The sequence below is a fragment of the uncultured Campylobacter sp. genome (assembly GCF_938030685.1).
Lineage (GTDB): Bacteria > Campylobacterota > Campylobacteria > Campylobacterales > Campylobacteraceae > Campylobacter_B.
In genome coordinates this window covers 1-19807 of the sequence record NZ_CALHHX010000180.1, presented here as the reverse complement: position 1 = coordinate 19807, position 19807 = coordinate 1, and the positions used below count along the sequence as shown (strand labels likewise).

Below are 19807 nucleotides of genomic sequence, written 5' to 3'. Positions count from 1 at the left end.
TAGCGGATGCCGATGCCGCCGCCCACGTCGAAAAATTTTATATCGATCTCAAGGGTTCGCAGCTCGCGCAGCAGATCGCTTACGATCTTTGCCGCGTCGCAGATCGGAGAAATGTCAGTAAGCTGGCTGCCGATGTGAAAGTGGATGCCGACTGGATTTAAAAATTTGCTCTTTTTGGCATAAATATACATCTTGCGCGCAGTCTCGATACTGACGCCGAATTTGTTCTCATTTAGCCCCGTGGAGATGTAGGGGTGGGTCTTGGCATCGACGTTTGGATTTACGCGGATGCTGATGCGAGCGGGCTTATTTAGCTTTTGCGCGATTTGCTCGAGGCGCAGCATCTCGGCTTCGCTTTCTAAATTTATCAGCAAGATGTCCGACTTTAGCGCAAACTCGAGCTCGCTATCTTGCTTGCCGACGCCTGAGAATATGATCTTATAGCTCTTTGCGCCGATATACAGAGCGCGGCGCAGCTCACCGATACTGACGCAGTCAAAGCCGCTGCCCAGATCTGACAAAAACTTCAAAACGCTAAGGTTGGAATTGGCTTTAATAGCAAAGCAGACGATCGACTTGCGCGCTGCGAAGGCCTCTTTGAGCGCTATGAAATTCTTTTGTATATCGTTAAAATCGTAAACGTATAAAGGGGTGCCGTATTTGCGGGCTAAGCTTGAATAATCCATAGAATTTCCACCGATAAATTTTGCGTCATTCTAACAAATCAAGGCTTAACGATGCTTAAAAACCAAAAATGCTGCAAAGCCTAATAACGCTGTTATGGGCACGATAATGCCAAGTTCTGGGATGATGACGCCGTTGAGAGAAAACCTAATTAACACGAAAAGCACGCCCCAAGCGCATAGCGTAGCGATAAAAAATCCAAAGCTTAGTAGCGCAAGATTAAAAAATCGTCCCGTAACGGGCAGGTAATAATACAGAACCAATACTGCCAAAGGTGCAAACAACGGAAAAAATATCATATTATAAAGGCTTGCTTTTATGGTGGAGATATTCACGCCTTGATGCGAAAAGGTGCGGATCGAACGCAAAGCATCCCTGATCGAATATACATTACTCGTATCATAAACGCTTGCAATTGAGCTTGGATCAAAGCCCTTAAGCGCCTCGCTCTGCACGTTAAACTCACTTCTTAATCCACTTCCTCCAAGCTTAAGCTGCGCTGGTAAAGTAGTGGTATTTATATCGCGCAGATGCCAAATTTTGCCTGCGTATTCGCCAGAGCTTGCGTGCGAGCGTGAAGCAACGGAGTTATCCCCTATATTAAAGATCGTTATATCATTTGCGTTTTTGCCGTTTAGAGCTTTGATATAGATATATTTACCCTCAAATTTCAAAAACATATCTCCTCCCGTAGGCGATAAATCGGTTAAATTCTTTTGAAATTTTAGCGCGTATGCAAACGGAGTAGAATTTAAAGCTATAAAGCCCGCGGTGATAAAAAGAGCGATCAAAAATGGAGGGATTATCAGAGCGTTTTTGCTAACCCCAAGCGCATAAAAGCTCACCAGCTCATTGCTACGGATCATATTAAAGCCCATCAAAATAAGCGCAAAAATAAGACTTAGCGGCAGCGTGTAGCTAAGCGCGACTGCCGCGGTTAGAGCGATATACAAAAGAGCGGTATTCGCGCTTGAGGGAAAATCTTTGAGATTGGTAAGCACATCGATGCCTACATAAAAGCACTCAAGGGCTATTAGCAGGATAAAGAAATACTTCAGATAGGAAAGAGCCGCGTATTTTACGTATAACTTCACACCCTAGCCTTTTTAATCGTAAATTTTTGCGCGATCTGCTCTATATCCGAGCAAATGAGCTCCTCTACCGCGCGCGCGACGTAGGGTAAAATTTCGCTCAGCTTCTCGCGCTCGCTTTCGTTAAAATTTCCGAGCACGAAATTTGCCGCATCCTGGTCCTGCCGTTTTTTGCCCACGCCGATACGCACGCGCTCGTAATCTGCACCGATTAGCGCATCGATCGACTTGATGCCGTTGTGCCCGCCGCTACTGCCGCCTTTTTTAAATTTAACGGCGCCCAGATCCAAATCTATATCGTCGTGCACTATGATGATGCGCTCGGGCTTGTAAAAATCATTCACCGCCTTTACGGAGTTGCCGCTTAAGTTCATAAAAGTTTGGGGTTTTAAAAGAAGCAGCGAGCCCTTTTTAAAGAGCTCGCCTTGAAATTTAGACGCACCAAGCTCGCTAAAGCCGCCCGTCTTTAAAATTTCGTCGATTAGCATAAAACCGACGTTGTGTCTGGTATCTGCGTATTTCTGAGCAGGATTCCCAAGTCCTGCGATCAGTATCATAGGCGCCCCTATTTAGCCGAAGTGACTCCGACTACCGCTACCGAACCGTCTAGGATGATGCTGACGCCCTCTTTTACCGGAATGTCTCGGATCAAAAGCGAATCGCCTACGTCAAGATCGGTCACGTCCAGCGTAAAATCGTTTGGTAGATCTTTGCCTGCGCATTTTACGGCGATACGGCGCTTGGATTGCACCAAAATACCTTTGTTTTTTAGCCCTTTAGCGACGCCAGTTACCTTAACCGGCACTAAATATTTGCTTACGACGTCATCCTGAACTACGCGTAAATCTACGTGAGTTAGGGTATTTGTGACGGGGTGCTTTTGGTATTCTTGCACGATGACGCGATATGTCTTACCGCCCACGCTAACCTCGAAAGGAAGATCTTCTTTTGCGCGCATAGCTTTGATAAAGTCGTTTACTTTAAACGCTGCGTTAATATTTTCAAATCCTTTCGCATAAATATTAGCGATTAGATAACCATCTCGTTTTAGGGATTTTGAAGCCCTTTTACCGATACTATCTCTAACGATACCTTCTAACATTAGGTTTCCTTTGTGAAAAAATGAAGCGTGATAATAGCTAAATGTTGCTTTAAATCTATTTAAGCGCCGCGATGAAATTTAGAAGTAAAATCGCACGGAATTTAGCCAATTAAAATTTACGCTAAATCCTGCGAACTCAAGACATACTCGTATATGCACGGGCAAGCGAATAGAATTCCGCCTGCGCGGCGGCAGGCAGAATTCTTTAAAATTTTAAATTGCAAAATTTAGAATTTTAAAATTTACGACTTAGCGGATCTCTTTTAGCTGCACGACTTCGCCTGCGAGCATCTCCTCGGCGCTCTCTCCGGATTCTGCTGCCAAATCCCTTTTTTTGGCAAGGTCCACGTTTTTGATCTGTAGATCTAGGTCGTTTCGCTTAGAGGCCTTATCCAGCGCCTCCTCGCGGGTGATGACGCCGTCTCTGTAAAGATCAAGCAGGTGCTGATCGAAGGTCTGCATGCCGTAGGTGTTGCGACCGTCGGCAATCGCGTCTGGAATTTCATCGTCACGCGCATCAAGTATCATGTCCTTAATGCGGGTATTTTTGCGTAAAATTTCAACAACGGCTACGCGCTTTCCCTCGATAGTACGGGCAAGGCGCTGAGAGATGACCGCCTCTAGGACGGATGCAAGCGTCATTCGGATACGCTCCTGTTCGGCCTGCTCAAACATCGCAATGATACGGTTTACCGTCTCTTTTGCGTCAATAGTGTGCACCGTCGAAAACACTAAGTGTCCCGTCTCTGCGGCGTGAAGTGCGGTCTCGATCGTCTCCAAATCGCGCATCTCGCCCACGAATATTACGTCCGGATCCTCTCGCAGCGCGGCGCGAAGCGAATCGGCGAAGTTGTTGCAGTCCTCACCGATAGCGCGCTGATTGATGATGCATTTATCGTCTTTGAAAACGAACTCGACTGGGTCTTCGATTGTAACGACGTGGCTGGTTCTTTGTCTATTTATGCGATTGATCATGCTTGCGATCGTTGTCGTCTTTCCGCTTCCCGTAGGCCCCGTAAGTAGCACGACGCCGCGCATAGCCGTGTCGCAAATATCTTTGATCGAAGGCGGCAGACCTAGATCGTCGATCTCCGGAATTTTAACCGGAATCGTTCGGAAAACCGCGCTGATACCGTCGATCTGAAAAAAAATATTAACGCGGAAGCGATAATCTTCGTTTAGCTTGTAGGTAAAATCTACGCTCTTTTTCTCGATAAGCTCCGGAAAGCGCGTGATGAGAAGCTCCTTAGCTAGCGTCATCGCGTCTTCTTTCAAAAATGGCGTTTTGCTAAATTTTACTAGCTCGCCGTGGATACGACCTCTGATAACCGCGCCCGATTTTATATGAAGGTCGCTACCGCCATTTTGGATCAAAAATTCCAGATATTTATTTAGCCTATCTCGCTGCTTAAAATCCAGCGTAGAAGCGTCAACTTGATACTGCGAATAATCTATAGAACCCGCCATCATTTCTCCTTTTTAAGTGTTTTTATTATCTCTTTAAATGCCTCTTCAAAGGCTACTAGCCCGTCATCGAGTAGCTTTTTATACGCCTTTTTCATATCGATCTTCGCATCCGCTACGCGCGCGAAAAATTCCTCTATCTGCGCATCGCTAGGCGGCATTTTGGGCTTTTGATCGCCGCTTATAAAAGCCTCTATCGTTTCAAGCGGCGCGGTGTTTACGCAACCCGGATACATCAGCTCGCTTACGTAGTAATCCTTCGGCAGATCGTCTCCTTTTACGCCCGTACTCGCAAACAGCGGCTTTACGTAGTTTAAATTTTCTTTAGCGATGATATTGTAGCATTTTGAAGCGTTCATCGTGCCGATTTTACCGGTAGGAAGGCCCGCTGCGGCCATTTTTTCATCCAATAACCTATCGAAACGGCTAACGAAGATGCTAATTACGGTTTTTGGTAAATTTGCCTTCGGAAAGTAGCGACGAAAGCCCGCGATTCCCTCTTTTATCGCCTCGATGCATTTTATGGTCTGCTCGGGTGAAAAAACCAAAGTCGCATTTACGCTGATCCCCTTTTTCAGCAGATCGCGCGTCGCTTCGTAGCCCGCCTTGGTCGCAGGGATTTTGATCATTACGTTTGGCATGCCGATCGTGCCGTATAGGTGTTTGCCCTCGCGATACATCGCCTCGGCATCGTCTGCGAAATATGGATCGACCTCGATACTCACAAAGCCGTCATCACCGTTGATAAAATTTTTAAGCAGGCTCTCCGCCGCGCTTCTGATGTCCGCGGTGGCTAAAATTTCATACAGCTTTTTAGGCTCTTTTTTTCTAAATTCCTCTTTAGCCGAGTCGTATGCGGGAGAGCTTAGGATCGCGTTTTTAAAGATCGCGGGGTTGGAAGTCGCGCCGTTAATTATCCCTTTTTTGATCAGCTCGTCGAAATCTTTATCGATAAAATCGCGCTCCAAAAAGTCGCACCAAAGGCTGAAATTTAGGGCTTTATCATACATATTTCATAATCTCCTTTAAATCCTTTTTTTCAATGCATACGCTCGCGTGTTCTTTTAAAATTTCATTTGCGCAAAAGGCGATTTTAAGTCCCGCCTCGCAAAACATCGAAACGTCGTTCGCGCCGTCTCCCACGCACATGACCTCGCTAGTATCTAGTCCCATCAGCGATTTAAGCTGCGCAAGCAGCGCGCCTTTTGAGTATCCAAACATCATCTCGCCGCCGAAAAGCCCGGTTAAAATTCCGTTTTTTTCATGCAGATAGTTCGCAAAGCTCGCGTCAAAACCCAGTTTTTTCTGCGCGGCGTCCGTGGCTAGATGAAATCCGCCGCTAAAGACAATCACTTTTATGCCTTTATTTTTCAGATACGCGATGATCTCGCTAGCGCCGCAAACAAAAGGCAAGCTCTCCGCGATAGCTTTAGCATCGCTAAGCTTCATCCCCTTTATCAGCGCCACGCGCTCGCTAAGGCTCTCGAAAAAATCAAGCTCTCCCGCCATCGCGCGCTTCGTAATTTCGCTAACTTGTCGCTGCGTGCCCATTTTAGCGGCGAAAAAACCTATCGTCTCGCCGTCCATCAGCGTAGAATCAAAGTCGAAAACACAAAGCTTTATCATAAATATCCTCGCAAAAATTTAGGAATTATAGCTAATTTAAGTTTAAGTTTTTTGGAATTAGCATAAATTTTTCGCTTTTTGCGACCTCGTAAATTTTGCTCCCGGCCCCGAACGAGCATAAATTTATATATTCTTTTTCGCCAAAATATAAAATTTCATCTTGATGGTAGTGCCCCTCGATGATTAAATTTGCCGCATAAAAATCGATCTTCGGCGCGATTATATCCTTAAAATTTGGCATTTTTCTGTAGAGGTTTTTCCCCTCTTGCGATTTTAAGATCATCTTTGAAATTTTAAATTTTAAAGCGCGATCGAGCAGATCCATAAATTTCAGAAAAGCTCTGTTTCGTAGCGAAAGCAGCGCAAATTGCGTCAGACGCGGCAAAAAAAGATCGCCGTGCGCGATCTGCACCGCCTCGCCGCTCTCGCAGATAAATTTAACGGGCTGCGCGCCATTTGGATAAACTTTTGCGCGGGGGAAAATTTCGCGCAGATTAAAATCGTGGTTGCCCTCGAAGTAAAAAATTTCGCATTTTCGCGACAACTCGTTTATTAGCGCGATCTCCTCTTCGTAGAAGCGCTGCACGTAGGTCGTGTTTGCCAAAAAATCAAACATGTCGCCCATCATAAAAATTTGAGGCGGCGGCGTAGGCTCAGCCTTCAGCGCGCGCAGAAATTTCAAAAATTGCGGTCTGCTCGCGCCCGCGTGTGCATCGCCGATAAAGATCGCGCCGGGTTTTATCGTCTGAATTTGATCATTTTGCATCTAGGCTCCCGCGCATGAGCGCTTTTGCGAAAAAGTTCATCGCTTAAATTCCGTGCGCGATACGCGGTAGTGCCGTAGCTTCGGCGAAACCGCACATTAAATTTGCGTTTGCGACCGCCTGCGACGATGCTCCGCGCAAAAGATTATCGATCGCCGAGTTGATCCAAATTTTATCGCCCGCCGTTTTTACAAAAATATCGCAAAAGTGCGTCCCTGCGACGTTTTTTATACTCACAGGCTCACTACGGACGCGCACGAAAGGCTCATTTTCGTAAAATTCCCGTAGCACCGCCTCTGCATCCACGCTCTTTTGTAGCACGCCAAACGCGCTAACTAGCATTCCGCGCGTAATCGGCAGCAAATTCGGCACGAAAAGCGTGCTAAACGCGCCGCCTCTTAAAATTTGCAGCTGCTCTTTGATCTCGTCTGCGTGGCGATGCGAGATCGGCGAGTAGGCGCCCGCGTTTTCGTTCACGCTTACGAAATGACTGGTTGCTTTAAGAGCCTTGCCCGCGCCGCTTACTCCGCTTTTTGCGTCGATAAATACGCCGGTATCCGGATCGAGTAGCCGCACGAACGGCGCGAGCGCCAAAATAGAGCAGGTAGGATAGCAGCCCGGATTTGCCGTAAGGCGCGCGGTACGGATCTTTTCGCGATTTAGCTCGGGCAGTCCGTAAACGGCGTGGGCTAAATTACGAGGGTCTAAATGCGTGGTGTAATTTTTCTCGTAAAGCTCGCGGCTTAGGCGGTAATCGGCAGATAGATCGACTACCTTGACGCTTTTAAATTTTAAAATTTCGCGGGCAAATTCCATCGCTTTTTCATGCGGCAACGCCAAGAAAATAAGATCGCATCTTTGCGCTGCAACGCGAGCATCCGCGGCTTCTACGCGCATCTCAAACACGCCGCGAAGCTGCGGGAAAATTTCGCTTATCTCGCCCTGCGCCGAAGCCCCCAAATATGAAATTTCAAAGCCCGGATGAGAAAGTAGAATTTTAATCAGCTCAAGCCCGGTATAGCCGCTAACGCCGATGATGCCTACTTTTTTCACGCTAATTCTCAAATTTAATCGGCCTGTATTCGACGCTTATGATCTCGACGTCGCGGGTGCCGGATGGGAGCTGAAGCACCACCTCATCGCCCTCAGCTTTACCTAAAAGCTGGCGCGCGAGCGGCGTATTGATATTGATGAGCTTACGCGAGATATCCGCCTCGCTAAGCCCTACGATCGTGTAAACCTCCTCCCGCTCGGTCTCGACGTCCATAAAGGTAACGGTGGAGCCGAATTTTACGCGGTCGTGCTCGTAGGTCGAGGGATCAATGATTTTTGAGCGAGAGACGATATCGCTAAGCTCGGCGATACGCGAGAGCAAAAACGCCTGCTCTTCGCGCGCCGCGTGATACTCGGCGTTTTCTTTCAGATCGCCGTGTCCGCGTGCGATGTCGATCTGCTGCACAATGTGAGGCAGCTTCACGCTCTGAAGCTCTTTGAGCTCGGAGGTGATCTTTTCATATCCGTAAAGCGTCATTGGTTCTGTCGTCATAATCTTCCTTTCTTTTTATCAAATTATATAAGCTTTAGCCTTAAAATTTTAGCTCGCAGGCTGCGTTAAAATTTTTGCCACGTTTTCGCTGGAACCGAATTTCAGATAATCTCGCAGCTTTTCGCTCGCAAGTTTAAATTTCGCAGCGTCGCAGCGCTCGTATGCAGAAAGTAGGTTTTGCGCGCTTACTTCGCCTTGCAAAAGCTCCTCATGTAGAGGCTCCTCGCCTAAAAAATCAAAAATAATATTCGCAAGCCCCACGTGCTTTAGCTTTACGAGCTTTCGCGCGAACCAAACGTCAAATGCCTTTGCTTTGTAGCACAGCACAAACGGAGTGCCGATGAGCGCCGCCTCAAGCGTCGCCGTACCCGAGCAGATGAAGGCAAAATCGCAATCCTTAAGCGTGGCGGGAGTATCGTTTGCGATGCTAAATCCGTCCAGAGACCTGTAAATTTCATCTCTTTGATCCATCAGATGCGGCGGGATTATTAAGACTCGCTCGCTATTTTCAAATTTAGGCGCAAGTGCTCTAAAAATCGGCATCAGTCTTGAAATTTCAGCCCTGCGCGAGCCCGGCATAAAGGCGATCTTGCCCTGTTTTTCGTAGCTTGATTTTTGGAATTTTATCTCATCAAGCAGCGGATGTCCCACGAAAGAGTATTTTGCGGTTTTAGCGCTTTGCTCGCTCGGGCGCGCGGCATCTTTATCTTTTGCTTCTTGTAGTGCAGCGTCTTTGCTCTTCGCTTTTCGCGGAGTAGCGCCTTTATCTACCTCGTAGTCCGCGCCGAAAAATTTTGCCTCAAAAGGCCAGATGGAGAGCAGATTGTCGCAAAACGCCTTCAGCTTCTCCACTCTGTGCGGCTTCCACGCCCAAACCTGCGGCAGGATATAATATGAAATTTCCGCGCGCGCGCCGCTTTCTTTGATCGCGCGGGCAAGCGGCAGATTAAACGCGGGCGAGTCGATCAAAAGCACGCGATCGCACTCCGCCGCAAGTCGCGTCATCTGCGCTATCGCACGCTTGGCTTTTAAAATTAGCGGCAAAATTTCTATAAAACCCATCGCCGAAAACTCGCTGCTTTTGTATATCGGCGAACCCAGCTTTTCGTCAAAAATTCCGCAAATCTCGCAAGCGGGATCGAGCCTTTTAAGATGCGCTAGAACCTCTTTAAAATGGAGGTTCGCAGAGGGCTCTAGGCAAGAGATTAAATATTTCAAATTTAGCCTTTTAAATTTTTGTTAATTATAGCAAAATGTGCTAAAATTAAGCCGACAAAGGATTTAAGATGAGAAATTTTAAAATTTTAGCGCTATGCGGCGCGTTCGTGATGTTTCTAGGCGGTTGCGGCGCAGCTAAATACCAAAAGCGTCAAGTCACCGAGGATCCCGCAGTAACGGCGCGTTTTGAGGCGCTTAGTAAGCTAGGCTCGCCCGAACTCGTCGCTAAAGCCGCAGCTAGCGAGATCGCAGCGGACACGGGCGGTGCAAAACCCCATGTTAAGGTTGCGCAATTTGCCTTCCTCGAAGAAATTAGCGCGCAAGGAAGCGATCTGATCTATGCCTACTCGCTAAGCCCTGGCTGGGCGAGCCTGAAAAGCTCCGATCGGCAAAAATATCTCAAATTGCTAGCCAAGGATATTACCGAAAATGACTGCAACGCACCTAGTACGCGAGCTTTATTGCGAAGCGGAGTGCGTGAAGTGCACCGATTTTTCTACGATTATCCAAGCTCGCACCTACTTGATTCGCAGGTAAGCGAGGAGATATGCCGCAAAGCAGGGTTATAGATAAGTCTAGCGTAATTTTATGCCGCGGATTTGCATCGGCGCGAAAATTTAAAAGGCGAGATTTTGCGGCGAGTTGCGGAGTGCGGTCGCAAAATTTAAGGAATTTCGAAAACTAAATTTAGGCGATGAAATTGCATAGCAGGCTATAAAATTTGTAGCAAAAAGACGGAATTTTTCTATGAATTTTGTGATCTAAGTTTCGTGATGGAATTTTTGCGAAAAAATTTGGCACGATGAAATTTTACGCCGCGCAAGCTAAGTAGCAATTTTTGCATAGTAAAGAATTGAGCGCTAGAATTTTTGCAGACGGAATTCTGCCCCGATAGGCCTGTCGTGAAATTTTAGCTAAAGAGAGAAAATGAAAGAAATTTTAATCACCAATGACGACGGATTCGAAGCGCGCGGTCTTTTAGAACTTGCAAGCGCGCTAAGATCGGTCGCAAACGTCACCATCGTAGCGCCAAGCTCGGAAAAATCGGCATGCTCGCACTCGCTCACGCTCACACGCCCGCTTAGATTTGTAAAGCTCGACGACGGATTTTTCAAACTCGACGACGCTACGCCCGCAGACTGCGTATATTTGGCGCTCCGCGCGCTGTATAACCGCAAGCCCGATCTTGTGATAAGCGGCATAAATCACGGCGCCAACGTCGCGGAGGACGTGACCTATTCGGGCACTTGCGGAGGCGCGATGGAGGGGGTCTTGCAAGGCATTCCCGCGCTTGCGGTGAGCCAGTTTTACGTAGCGGACTCGCTGCAGCGATACGGATTTGATCTCGCATGCGAGCTCGCGGTGGAATTGGTCGAGAAAATCTTTAAAAAAGGCTTTCCGCTGCCGCCGAAGCAGTTTTTAAATTTAAATGTTCCTGCCGTTTCAAAGCAAGATTTTAAGGGACTTTCGGTTGCGCCCTGCGGCGAGAAGCTCTACGATACCGACGCGCAGCTAAACCGCAATCCGCGCGGGATGGAGTATTATTGGCTAGGCAAATCTACGCTCAGTTTTGATGCAAGCAAAAACGAAAATAGCGACATTTCGGTGCTTTTTGAGGGGCGGGCGACGCTAAGTCCGATCAAGCTAAATTTAACCGCGCACGAGCAGATGAGCGCGCTAGAAAGGTGGATGAAAAACGATGAGTGAGGTCGTAGTAGACCGCTTTTCGCGCTCGCGCCTACTTTTCGGCGAGGATTTTGCAATACTTCAAAGCGCTAAAATTTTAATCTGCGGCTGCGGCGGCGTGGGCGGAGCGGCGATAGAGGCGCTGTACCGCAGCGGCGCGGTAGGTTTAAGCGTGATCGATTGCGATCGCTTCGAGATCACCAATCAAAACCGCCAGCTTGGAAGCGAGCAGGTAGGCGAGCTAAAATGCGAGGTTTTCGCGCGCAAATTTAAAGGCGTGACGCCGATCGCCGCTAGGATTGATGAGGAATTTTTATCAGAATTTAACCTCGGCAATTTTGATTTCGTAATCGACGCGATCGACGACGTGGGCGCTAAGATCGCTCTTGCGCTGCGCTGCAGCGAGGCTGGCGTAGGATTTGTAAGCTCGATGGGCGGCGCAAAGAGGCTCGATCCCGCTAGGATCGAAATCCGCTCAATCTGGCAGACGCAAGGCGATCCGCTCGCGCGCAAGATCAGATATGAGCTGCGAAAGCGCAGCTTTGTGGGCGATTTTGACGTCGTTTGCTCGAGCGAGCCGCCGCGCGTCAAATCGATGGGCAGCTTCATGGGCGTGACCGCGAGCTTCGGGCTTTTCATCGCAAGCTACGTCGTGCGCAGACTGATAGGCGAGCAGGCTTAACGCTTAAATTTCATAGCGCTTCGGCGCATGGCTCCGCCTAGTCGTGCTTGGCGGTTAAATTTTAGATATTTTGAGCTTTTGATCTGAGCGCGCTTTGCATGCGGTACGGCGCGGCAAGTGCTTTGCGGCGCGCGATGCGGTTAAAATTCAAAAGCGGCGAAAGCGGAATTTTACCGGACGACGAAGATAAAATTTCCTCGGCGCGAAGGTGAAAATTAATTTGCAGCGAAGGATAAAATTTTATCCGCAAAGATCGGCACAGGCTTGCGTGCGAGATGAAATTTAAGGACCGCGCAAGCTACGCACGTAGGTCAATCTATACGGCGGGTTATTTTAGCGGGCGCCAAATAGCGGTCTAGGATTAAAAATTTAAATAAGCGGGTCGTGAGCTTGCTCGTGAGCGAAATTTAAGCAAGCCAAGTTTACGCAAATGTTCTTTGCGGCGGATTTTCGCAGCAGCGCGATTTGAAATTTTATCGCAGTTTCGCGCGCTTTTTGATGCAAAAAGAGGCGTGCTCAGGCAAGCAAAACTAAATCTGCGCGCATCAAGCCGCCGCATAGCGCCTAAATAAGCGTAAAGTGTAAGCAGGGCTCAAGCAAACGCAGCGGCAAGCTTACTTCTAAATTCCATTTTTTACCGCTCGCAAAAAGCGGAATTTAGAAATTTAATTTAAAGGAGCAGCGATGAATGAAATTTTTACACGCACGAGCGTGCGGAATTTTACCGAAAAAATGCCGAGCGACGATCAGATCGAGCTCGTGCTAAAAGCCGCGATGCAAGCCCCTAGCGCAGGCAACCAGCGCTCATGGGAATTTTACGTAGTGCGCGACCGCACCGCCCTTACGCTACTTAGCAGCGTCGGCACTTACGGCGGCTGCACGAAGGACGCGCCGCTTGCGATCGTGGTCTGCACGCGTAAAAGCGGCTTAAAATTCCAGCCCTACGCTCGCTACGACTGCGCTTGTGCGGCAGAAAATCTCTGGCTGGCGGCGCACCATTTGGGGCTTGGCACCACGTGGCTGGGCGTAGCGCCCGATATTTACGCAATGGAGCGCGTAAGAGAAATTTTGGATCTGCCTGGGCATTTGGAGGCGTTTTGCATTATGCCTTTGGGCTTTCCGTCTCGCGTAACAAAGGCGCACTCGCGCTTTGAGCCCGCTAAAATTCACTTCGTAGGCTAGATATGTTTATTTCGCAGAGTAAAATCGACGATCTTATCGCTAGCGACGGCGCGTTTTTGGACCTTACGACCGAGCTTTTACAGGACTTCGTGGATTTAAACGCGCCCGCAAGACTTTCGATCGTAACGAGGCAGGATCTGATCTTTAGTGGCGGGCAGATTGCGCGCGAAGTGGCGGCGCGCTTTGGTTGCGAGACGCAGCATCTAGCGCGCGAGGGAAGCGCATTTTGCGCAGGGGATGAAATTTTTAGCGCGCAAGGAAGCTTCGAGAGCTTGCATAAAGCTTGGAAGATCGTTCAGATCGTGCTTGAGTACTCCTGCAAAATTTCAACCTACGCGCACGAGATGGTTGCGCTGATGCGAGAGGCGAATCCGCGCTGCGTGCTGGGCGCGACGCGCAAGAGCTTTCCTTTTGCAAAGGAGCTTTGCGTAAATGCGCTGATCGCGGGCGGCGGGAGCATGCACCGCCTGGGGCTGCACGACAGCATCCTGTTTTTTTCAAACCATATTCGCGCGTTTGCGAGCTTTAGCGAGTTTTGCGCGCAGATCGCTAAATTTAAAGAGCGCGCGCCCGAGCGAAAGATAATGATCGAAGTGGCGAACGAGCGCGAATTTAGCGAGCTCTTAAAATACGCGCCGGATGTGATAATGTGCGATAAGATGAACCTGGGTGAACTCAGAGCCTGCGTTTTGAGGCGCGATGAAACGGCGCCGCAGATTAAAATTTGCGCTGCGGGCGGCATAAATAAAAATAACTGCGCCGAGTTTGCAGCTACCGGCGCGGACGTGCTCGTAAGCTCGGCGGTTTGGAATCAGGGCGTATGCGATCTAGGCGGAAAGATAGAATTTGTCTAAATATTAAATTTTAAATTTAAGGCGCAGAAGTCTAAAACAAGGCATAAAAACGCGATTTATTAATAAATAAGAGTATATTTTGTAGAATTCTTAAAATTTCAAAAAAGGATTTTCATGAAAAAAATTGCTTTTATTTTAGCGCTTACAGCAAGCGTTTCGTTCTGCGCGGATCAGCTGATAATCGCAGCCGGCGGCGGATATAAAAAGCCCGTCTCGGCCGTGATAGAAAATTTGAAAAAAGAGGGCATGGATGTGGCTGGATCGTTTGCCAACCTCGGCCAGCTCGTCATTCAATCGCGCGAGAATAAAATTTCATTCATCGTGGGCGACGAGGCGTTTTTGAAAAAAAGCGATCTAAATATCACTAAATTTGAACGCGTTGGGCGCGGTACGCTTGTTTTAGTAACGCCGAAAAATATCAAAATAAACGATGTCTCGGAGATCGCAAAGTTCGATAAAATCGCGATGCCGGATCCTAAAAAGGCGATTTACGGTATCAGGACGAACGAGTTTTTACAAAACGCCAAGATGGACGGAGTAAAAGATAAAATTTTAGCCGTTGCGGGCGTGCCGCAGGTAGTCGCATACGTCATCAATGGCGAGGTGCAGGCGGGCTTTGTCAACAGCACCGAAGCGGTCGCCAAAAAAGATGAGTTCGGCTCGATCATCTACATCGACGAGAGCCTCTACAGCCCCGCATACATCGGCATCGCAAGGCTTAGCGCGTGCGGCGAGCAGGCGCTTTGCGAAAAGGTAATGAAGGAATTTAAATCGGACCGCTCAAAAGAGATTTTTTCAAAATTCGGTCTTAAATGAGCGATATCGCTTGGATCGCGCATCCTCTGATACTAAGCGTCAAAGCCCTATTTTGCAGCTTTTTGCTTCTGATTTCAATAGGGCTAGCAATTGCGTATTTTTTAGCTTTTAGCAAAGCCAAATTTAAAAAGATCGTCGAAATTTTAGTGATTTTTCCGCTCATCTTCCCGCCGATCGCGACGGGATTTCTGCTTCTTTACATCTTTGGAAAGAGCGGATTTATCGGCTCTGCGTTAAATTTAGACATCGTTTTTAACTTTTCTTCATTGGTAATCGCCGCATTTTTAGTGGGGCTGCCGCTGTTTGTAAAGCCGGTATGTGCGAGCTTTGAGCTCTTTCCGAAGAGTCTAATCGAAGCCGCGCAAATTTTAGGCAAAAACAGATCTCAAATTTTCCTCTTCGTAATCCTTCCAAGCTCGCTTAAAACGCTAGTCTCCGCGCTTATTTTGGCGCTCTCGCGCGGGCTTGGCGAAGTGGGTATCACGCTAATGCTGGGCGGAAACATCGTGGGCAAAACCGACACGCTAGGCCTTGCGATCATGGGCGCCGTGTATGACGGCGAGAACGAGCGGGCGCTGATTTTAAGCGTTTTGCTCGTAATTTTTAGCTTGATTTTATTCTTCGCGATAAACCTTTTAGATAAAAAGCGAAATTTATCTAAATAAGAAAAATTATTTTTTAAGTATTTTTGGATAAAATTGCACTCACATTTCATTTTAAAGGATTTTTCATGAAGAAATTTCTAATTTCATCAATTTTAGTCGCAAGCGCCTTGATCGCTCACGAGCACGGCGATATGCAAAATTTTGACCTTAAGACGGGGAAGCACCTCGTCATCACTATGGAGCAGCTGGGCGAGAAGGGCAACGTAACCGTCGGCGAGGTCGTAGCGATCGAGACGAACTACGGCGTGGCATTTTTCCCAAATTTAAAGGGTCTTACTAGCGGCGTACACGGCTTTCACGTGCATCAAAACGCCGACTGCGGCGCGACCGAGAAGGGTCTAGGCATGAAAGCGGGCGGCCACTGGGATCCAAGCGATACCAAAAAGCACTCGTTTGCTTGGGACGATAGCGGCCACAAGGGCGATCTGCCTGCGCTTTTCGTCGATGCCGAGGGCAATGCAGTCTATCCGGTGCTAGCTCCGAAGATCAAGAGCCTAGATGAGCTAAAGGGCCACTCGCTGATGGTTCACGTAGGCGGCGATAACCACAGCGATCATCCGAAGCCGCTTGGCGGCGGCGGCGCTAGAATGGTTTGCGGCGTTATAAAATAAGCTTCGTTGCGGATGAAATTTAATCATCCGCAATCTCTAAATTTAGCAGCCCTGCGGTTTAAATTTACGCGATGAAATTTCGCCGTCCGTAGCGCCGAGATACGCCCCTTTGCCGTTAAATTTACGCACGGCGGGCTTTTAATGCAATCTATGCGGCGCGAATTTATGTTAAATTTACGCGCCGCGCGCTCCTTGTCTCCCGCTTAAATTTTAAAATTTAGCCCAGTTTACGCGCATTACGCCCTGTTTTTGCCGTAGCAGCGCAAAATTTTCCAAATTTAAATCAAGACTCTAAATTTACGGCTCCGAGCTATTTTGGCGGCGTGAGCTTCATTTAACTTTTTCTTCACGACTTTTTATTACAATCACGCCAACTTTCACAAAGGAGAGAAAATGAAAAAGATTGTTTTAGCAAGCGTTTTAGTCGCGGGCATGCTGTTCGCCGCAGATTTTAGCTCAAGCACCCCCGAGCAGATCAATGCCGCAGTCGCGGGCGCCGACGCCAAGAGCTTAAGCGAAGCGGCGTTTGAGATCGATAAGCGCGCGGGCGAGCTAAGAGCGCAGGCAAGGGATCTCAAGCGCGGATTTAAGACCGAGTTTAAAAAGAAGCTGGACGCTATGAGCGTCGAGGATCGCGAGAAATTCCTAGACGAGTTTAGAAAAAACTATAACGCCCAGGCGGGCAAGCTAAGCGTCGAGCAGGCGGATAGGCTGGATATCGAGCTTAAAGATCGCGGTAATTTCGGCAAATTTAAAAGACCTGCTCATGGGTTTGGCCCGCACAGATCGCAGGTGGCTCCCGGCGAATGCGGCCATATGCCGCATAAAGGGATGGGCGGCGGCGCGGGTCTGGCAATGCCGCCAAGAGGCGAGATGCCGTGCAACCAAAACGCGGGCGCCGCTCCGTGTCCTATGGCGCAGTAGTGCCTCTTATGCGCAAGCTACGTAGTTCCGCGCACCATTTGCGCGGAATTGTGTTTTAGTGAAATACGGCGCGAGAATTTTAGAATTTTAGCTTGAATTTATGCGGCGTAGCGCCGATGAAATTTCGCAAAATATTATCGGCATAGGCGAGGTTTTGAAATTCTACGCGGCGAAATTTTAGGACGTGAAATTTTAAAATTTCGTAGCGGCAGAATTTTAAAACTCCCGTACTTTGCCTGTAAATTTTAAAATTCCGCGGCGCGAAAATTTTATATCGTAAAATTTTAGTTTCTTGCACTGCTCGGCGTGCCGCGCGAATAATAATACATAGGCGAGCAATCTAAATTTACGAAGCTTACCCTGAAGCTAAGACGTGCCGTTTTCGATGCGATAAAATTTGCCGTGAAATTTCGCAATTAAATTTTACGTGGAATTTCACAGGGTATAATTTCAAAAATTCTACGCAAGGAGGCGGGCTATGGCAAGGGTTTTGATCGTCGAGGACGAGGGGATACTGCTAGACATGATGTGCACCTACATGCGCGGCGCGGGGCACGAGGTAAGCGGTAGCAAAAGCTACGACGAGGCGCTTTCATTAGCGTACGAAAAAAGCTTCGATCTGTGGATCTTCGACGTCAAAATCATCGGCGGCAACGGCTTTGCGCTACTTCGCGAGCTGCGCGAGGCCGGGTGCGGCGCACCGTGCATTTTCACGACGTCGCTAAACACTCTGCAAGACGTCGAAAGCGGCTTTAGAAGCGGCTGCGACGACTACCTAAAAAAGCCCTTCGAGCTAAAAGAGCTGGCTTTGCGCGCAGATAATCTACTAAAGCGCACCTTCATCCACAACGCCGCCAGGCGCGAAAATATCGGCGGAAGCTTTAGTTTCGATATGGCTCAGCGCGCGCTATATCATGCAGACAGGCTCGTGCCGATGCCGCAAAAGCAGGCGCGGCTTCTTGCTCTGCTTCTAAAAAACCGCGATAAGCTCCTTAGCAAAGATGAAATTTTCGCTGCGCTGTGGGACTACGACGAAAGCCCGAGCGAGCTTAGCCTGCGCGTTTATATCGCGGAGCTGCGAAAAATTTTAGGCAAAGATCGCATCATAAACGCCTCCAAGCTCGGCTACAAATATCTTTAGGAGCGCGCCGTGTCCAAAATGCGTCAAATTCTACCGATTTTTTTGCTCTATACGCTCACCAGCGTCCTGTTTTTGGCGCTGGTAAGCAACGTATTTTACGAGCGGGAGAAGTTTTTTATCGCGGATCGCGATGCCTTTGCGATCAGGGATTTCAAACACGGTCTAGAGGCTAAGCTCGCACGCGGCGGACGCCTAAAAGAGAGCGATTTCGACGCCATGCAGGCATACGCGGCGGATCTGAATAGCAGCGATGAGATCGCGCGGGATTTCGAGCCGAGGGACGACGCACCGCGCGTGTATATGGAGGGGTCTAACAGGATCGAGCAGTTTAATCTCACCGGCAAGGATGGCACGGAGTATTACGTGGCGATCAAAACGGATGCGCTTGAGGGCAAGCTAGCGGCGCTGAAGTTTAAAATTTTAGCCGCGAGCGCGCTTGTTTTGGCGCTTATTTTGCTGATCGCGTATTTTATCATCCGCCTTTCGCTACGCCCGCTTTACGAAAAGATCGAGTTTCTAAACGGCTTCATCCGAGACACGACGCACGAGATAAAAACCCCGCTTAGCGTGATTTTGATGAGTATCGAGCTTTTCGATACCGATGCGAAAAAATATCTGGGCAATATCAAGGCGGGCGCAAACACGATAAACGCGCTGTTTGAAGACCTAACCGCGCTAAGCTTAAACAAAAGCGGCAGCGGGCGAGAGGTAAATTTAGGCGAGCTGCTGCAAAGCCGCATAGAGTATTTCGGCGTCTCTGCGGAGCAAAAGTGCATAAATCTACGCGCCGATCTGCGCCCGGTGGCCTTTTGCGCGGATGAGTTTAAGCTGCGAAAGATCATCGATAATCTGCTTGGCAACGCGATAAAATATTGTGATGAGCTCGGCTGCGTCGAGGTGAGCCTGCGCGAGCGCTCGCTTTGCATAAAAAACAGCGGCGCGGGCATCGCGCGGCAAAATCTGCCACATATTTTTGAGCTTTACACCCGCTTTGATCAGCGCAACGGCGGCTTTGGCATCGGGCTTTTTATCGTGAAAAAATACTGCGACGAGCTCGGGCTTAAAATTTCGTGCGATAGCAATGAGGATTGGACGGAATTTGAGGTGAAATTTTAACTTTACCCAAATGAAATTCTGCGCGAACGAAATTTTAGCGGGCGGGCTTGCTAGGCTTAACCGCGTGGGTTTAAATTTAGCTAGCGATTCCGTCCGCAAAATTTGCGCCAGATTATAATTAATGGCGAAATTTACGCATGCAATTCGGTCGCGTCCATAAAATTTTGCCCGTCGGTTTGCAGAATACACAGCGTAAAATTCTACGGAATTTCGTGAAATATAAGATCGCGGCGGCTAGGGATAAAATTTGCAGTAGCTTAGATAAAATCGCGCGCGATAACCGGCAAAATTTCGTGAAAATTTCGCGGCGCGCGTTAAGTTTACCCGTGCTCTGTTGTCTCATACATGCCGTATTCATAGCCCGCACAAAAGGCGGCGTCGCTTTGGGTTTTGATACTCGACGAAAGCTATCCCGCCTCTCATTCTTGTCGCTCGGTGCGTCGGCGTGGACTACGCGCGAGTAAATTTAAAATTTAGCTCCGCCCCGTCACGCCGAAGCGAAGCTTTATTAAAACGGGCGGAGCAGCTATTTTAAGTGCGCAGATGTTCTTTAAAACGCACCGATCTTTTAAAGCGCGCGGCAAATTTTAAAATTTGCGCGGAAGCAAAGAGCAAACGAGACAAAAGAGGCTAAA

At 48.4% G+C, this 19807-nt stretch carries 22 protein-coding genes and 1 pseudogene; 11 read left to right on the top strand and 12 right to left on the bottom strand.

The annotated features are described in order from the left end of the window. The 11 genes and pseudogenes from Q0369_RS08405 to Q0369_RS08355 all read right to left on the bottom strand — a co-directional run. Window positions 1-686, bottom strand: a pseudogene (locus Q0369_RS08405) (diaminopimelate decarboxylase); the annotation flags it as partial. Window positions 687-731: 45 nt separating this feature from the next. After that, a complete protein-coding gene (locus Q0369_RS08400) occupies window positions 732-1778 on the bottom strand; it encodes an LptF/LptG family permease (RefSeq protein ID WP_298098584.1) in 1047 nt (348 codons plus the stop codon). Further along, window positions 1775-2332, bottom strand: a complete 558-nt coding sequence (pth, locus tag Q0369_RS08395; protein ID WP_297898012.1) for an aminoacyl-tRNA hydrolase — start codon at window positions 2330-2332, stop codon at window positions 1775-1777. The genes Q0369_RS08400 and pth overlap by 4 nt, the downstream gene beginning before the upstream one ends. Before the next feature lie 8 nt (window positions 2333-2340). Further along, window positions 2341-2877 (bottom strand): 50S ribosomal protein L25/general stress protein Ctc, encoded by a 537-nt coding sequence (locus Q0369_RS08390; protein WP_297964461.1) that lies wholly within the window; start codon window positions 2875-2877, stop codon window positions 2341-2343. Between the two features lie 249 nt (window positions 2878-3126). Continuing rightward, the gene (locus Q0369_RS08385; protein WP_005869553.1) at window positions 3127-4344 is read right to left on the bottom strand and encodes a type IV pilus twitching motility protein PilT; all 1218 of its coding nucleotides are present in this window, start codon (window positions 4342-4344) and stop codon (window positions 3127-3129) included. After that, window positions 4344-5351, bottom strand: a complete 1008-nt coding sequence (locus tag Q0369_RS08380; RefSeq protein WP_298098581.1) for a transaldolase — start codon at window positions 5349-5351, stop codon at window positions 4344-4346. The genes Q0369_RS08385 and Q0369_RS08380 overlap by 1 nt, the downstream gene beginning before the upstream one ends. Continuing rightward, window positions 5344-5967 (bottom strand): phosphoserine phosphatase SerB, encoded by a 624-nt coding sequence (gene serB / locus Q0369_RS08375; RefSeq protein ID WP_298098579.1) that lies wholly within the window; start codon window positions 5965-5967, stop codon window positions 5344-5346. Before serB ends, Q0369_RS08380 begins: the two co-directional genes overlap by 8 nt. 31 nt (window positions 5968-5998) lie before the next feature. After that, a complete protein-coding gene (locus tag Q0369_RS08370) occupies window positions 5999-6733 on the bottom strand; it encodes a UDP-2,3-diacylglucosamine diphosphatase (RefSeq protein ID WP_298098574.1) in 735 nt (244 codons plus the stop codon). 43 nt (window positions 6734-6776) lie between these two features. Further along, window positions 6777-7784: an N-acetyl-gamma-glutamyl-phosphate reductase gene (gene argC / locus Q0369_RS08365; protein ID WP_298098571.1), complete on the bottom strand. Its 1008-nt coding sequence runs from the start codon at window positions 7782-7784 to the stop codon at window positions 6777-6779. A 1-nt stretch (window position 7785) separates the two neighbouring features. Next, the gene (greA, locus tag Q0369_RS08360) at window positions 7786-8277 is read right to left on the bottom strand and encodes a transcription elongation factor GreA (RefSeq protein WP_298098568.1); all 492 of its coding nucleotides are present in this window, start codon (window positions 8275-8277) and stop codon (window positions 7786-7788) included. Between the two features lie 48 nt (window positions 8278-8325). Beyond that, entirely contained in the window at window positions 8326-9495 is a 1170-nt protein-coding gene (locus tag Q0369_RS08355) for a lipid-A-disaccharide synthase (RefSeq protein WP_298098565.1), read from the bottom strand. A gap of 68 nt (window positions 9496-9563) precedes the next feature. On the opposite strand from Q0369_RS08355, the gene Q0369_RS08350 reads away from it, so the two are divergent. The 9 genes from Q0369_RS08350 (at window position 9564) to Q0369_RS08310 (ending at window position 16915) form a co-directional block, all read left to right on the top strand. Next, window positions 9564-10064 (top strand): hypothetical protein, encoded by a 501-nt coding sequence (locus Q0369_RS08350; RefSeq protein ID WP_298098562.1) that lies wholly within the window; start codon window positions 9564-9566, stop codon window positions 10062-10064. A gap of 358 nt (window positions 10065-10422) precedes the next feature. Continuing rightward, complete coding sequence (gene surE, locus Q0369_RS08345) at window positions 10423-11202, top strand: 5'/3'-nucleotidase SurE (protein ID WP_298098559.1); 780 nt, start codon at window positions 10423-10425, stop codon at window positions 11200-11202. Then, window positions 11195-11863: a ThiF family adenylyltransferase gene (locus Q0369_RS08340; RefSeq protein ID WP_298098557.1), complete on the top strand. Its 669-nt coding sequence runs from the start codon at window positions 11195-11197 to the stop codon at window positions 11861-11863. Before surE ends, Q0369_RS08340 begins: the two co-directional genes overlap by 8 nt. 684 nt (window positions 11864-12547) lie before the next feature. Beyond that, window positions 12548-13045 carry a nitroreductase family protein gene (locus Q0369_RS08335; RefSeq protein WP_005869576.1) on the top strand — a complete coding sequence of 166 codons (498 nt, stop codon included), beginning with the start codon at window positions 12548-12550 and terminating at the stop codon, window positions 13043-13045. 2 nt (window positions 13046-13047) lie between these two features. Beyond that, window positions 13048-13899 carry a ModD protein gene (gene modD / locus Q0369_RS08330; RefSeq protein ID WP_298098554.1) on the top strand — a complete coding sequence of 284 codons (852 nt, stop codon included), beginning with the start codon at window positions 13048-13050 and terminating at the stop codon, window positions 13897-13899. A 114-nt stretch (window positions 13900-14013) separates the two neighbouring features. Further along, window positions 14014-14715 carry a molybdate ABC transporter substrate-binding protein gene (modA, locus tag Q0369_RS08325; protein WP_298098551.1) on the top strand — a complete coding sequence of 234 codons (702 nt, stop codon included), beginning with the start codon at window positions 14014-14016 and terminating at the stop codon, window positions 14713-14715. Further along, on the top strand, window positions 14712-15380 hold the full coding sequence (locus Q0369_RS08320; RefSeq protein ID WP_298098548.1) for a molybdenum ABC transporter permease: 669 nt from the start codon (window positions 14712-14714) through the stop codon (window positions 15378-15380). The genes modA and Q0369_RS08320 overlap by 4 nt, the downstream gene beginning before the upstream one ends. Window positions 15381-15445: 65 nt before the next feature. Then, the gene (locus tag Q0369_RS08315; RefSeq protein ID WP_298098546.1) at window positions 15446-15991 is read left to right on the top strand and encodes a superoxide dismutase family protein; all 546 of its coding nucleotides are present in this window, start codon (window positions 15446-15448) and stop codon (window positions 15989-15991) included. Window positions 15992-16384: 393 nt separating this feature from the next. Further along, the gene (locus tag Q0369_RS08310; protein ID WP_298098542.1) at window positions 16385-16915 is read left to right on the top strand and encodes a DUF1104 domain-containing protein; all 531 of its coding nucleotides are present in this window, start codon (window positions 16385-16387) and stop codon (window positions 16913-16915) included. Window positions 16916-16994: 79 nt separating this feature from the next. On the opposite strand, the gene Q0369_RS08305 is transcribed toward Q0369_RS08310, so the two are convergent. Beyond that, window positions 16995-17213 carry a hypothetical protein gene (locus Q0369_RS08305; RefSeq protein WP_298098536.1) on the bottom strand — a complete coding sequence of 73 codons (219 nt, stop codon included), beginning with the start codon at window positions 17211-17213 and terminating at the stop codon, window positions 16995-16997. 180 nt (window positions 17214-17393) lie between these two features. On the opposite strand from Q0369_RS08305, the gene Q0369_RS08300 reads away from it, so the two are divergent. Then, window positions 17394-18056 carry a response regulator transcription factor gene (locus Q0369_RS08300; RefSeq protein ID WP_298098532.1) on the top strand — a complete coding sequence of 221 codons (663 nt, stop codon included), beginning with the start codon at window positions 17394-17396 and terminating at the stop codon, window positions 18054-18056. Between the two features lie 18 nt (window positions 18057-18074). After that, window positions 18075-19172, top strand: a complete 1098-nt coding sequence (locus tag Q0369_RS08295; protein ID WP_298098587.1) for a HAMP domain-containing sensor histidine kinase — start codon at window positions 18075-18077, stop codon at window positions 19170-19172. Window positions 19173-19807 lie beyond the last annotated feature (635 nt).

What these genes read in the sequence shown, in the direction of transcription:
- pth (WP_297898012.1), bottom strand. Translation starts at nt 2,332, where the DNA reads ATGATACTGATCGCAGGACTTGGGAATCCTGCTCAGAAATACGCAGAT.
- Q0369_RS08390 (WP_297964461.1), bottom strand. Translation starts at nt 2,877, where the DNA reads ATGTTAGAAGGTATCGTTAGAGATAGTATCGGTAAAAGGGCTTCAAAA.
- Q0369_RS08385 (WP_005869553.1), bottom strand. Translation starts at nt 4,344, where the DNA reads ATGGCGGGTTCTATAGATTATTCGCAGTATCAAGTTGACGCTTCTACG.
- Q0369_RS08380 (WP_298098581.1), bottom strand. Translation starts at nt 5,351, where the DNA reads ATGTATGATAAAGCCCTAAATTTCAGCCTTTGGTGCGACTTTTTGGAG.
- serB (WP_298098579.1), bottom strand. Translation starts at nt 5,967, where the DNA reads ATGATAAAGCTTTGTGTTTTCGACTTTGATTCTACGCTGATGGACGGC.
- Q0369_RS08370 (WP_298098574.1), bottom strand. Translation starts at nt 6,733, where the DNA reads ATGCAAAATGATCAAATTCAGACGATAAAACCCGGCGCGATCTTTATC.
- greA (WP_298098568.1), bottom strand. Translation starts at nt 8,277, where the DNA reads ATGACGACAGAACCAATGACGCTTTACGGATATGAAAAGATCACCTCC.
- Q0369_RS08350 (WP_298098562.1), top strand. Translation starts at nt 9,564, where the DNA reads ATGAGAAATTTTAAAATTTTAGCGCTATGCGGCGCGTTCGTGATGTTT.
- surE (WP_298098559.1), top strand. Translation starts at nt 10,423, where the DNA reads ATGAAAGAAATTTTAATCACCAATGACGACGGATTCGAAGCGCGCGGT.
- Q0369_RS08340 (WP_298098557.1), top strand. Translation starts at nt 11,195, where the DNA reads ATGAGTGAGGTCGTAGTAGACCGCTTTTCGCGCTCGCGCCTACTTTTC.
- Q0369_RS08335 (WP_005869576.1), top strand. Translation starts at nt 12,548, where the DNA reads ATGAATGAAATTTTTACACGCACGAGCGTGCGGAATTTTACCGAAAAA.
- modD (WP_298098554.1), top strand. Translation starts at nt 13,048, where the DNA reads ATGTTTATTTCGCAGAGTAAAATCGACGATCTTATCGCTAGCGACGGC.
- modA (WP_298098551.1), top strand. Translation starts at nt 14,014, where the DNA reads ATGAAAAAAATTGCTTTTATTTTAGCGCTTACAGCAAGCGTTTCGTTC.
- Q0369_RS08320 (WP_298098548.1), top strand. Translation starts at nt 14,712, where the DNA reads ATGAGCGATATCGCTTGGATCGCGCATCCTCTGATACTAAGCGTCAAA.
- Q0369_RS08315 (WP_298098546.1), top strand. Translation starts at nt 15,446, where the DNA reads ATGAAGAAATTTCTAATTTCATCAATTTTAGTCGCAAGCGCCTTGATC.
- Q0369_RS08310 (WP_298098542.1), top strand. Translation starts at nt 16,385, where the DNA reads ATGAAAAAGATTGTTTTAGCAAGCGTTTTAGTCGCGGGCATGCTGTTC.
- Q0369_RS08300 (WP_298098532.1), top strand. Translation starts at nt 17,394, where the DNA reads ATGGCAAGGGTTTTGATCGTCGAGGACGAGGGGATACTGCTAGACATG.
- Q0369_RS08295 (WP_298098587.1), top strand. Translation starts at nt 18,075, where the DNA reads ATGCGTCAAATTCTACCGATTTTTTTGCTCTATACGCTCACCAGCGTC.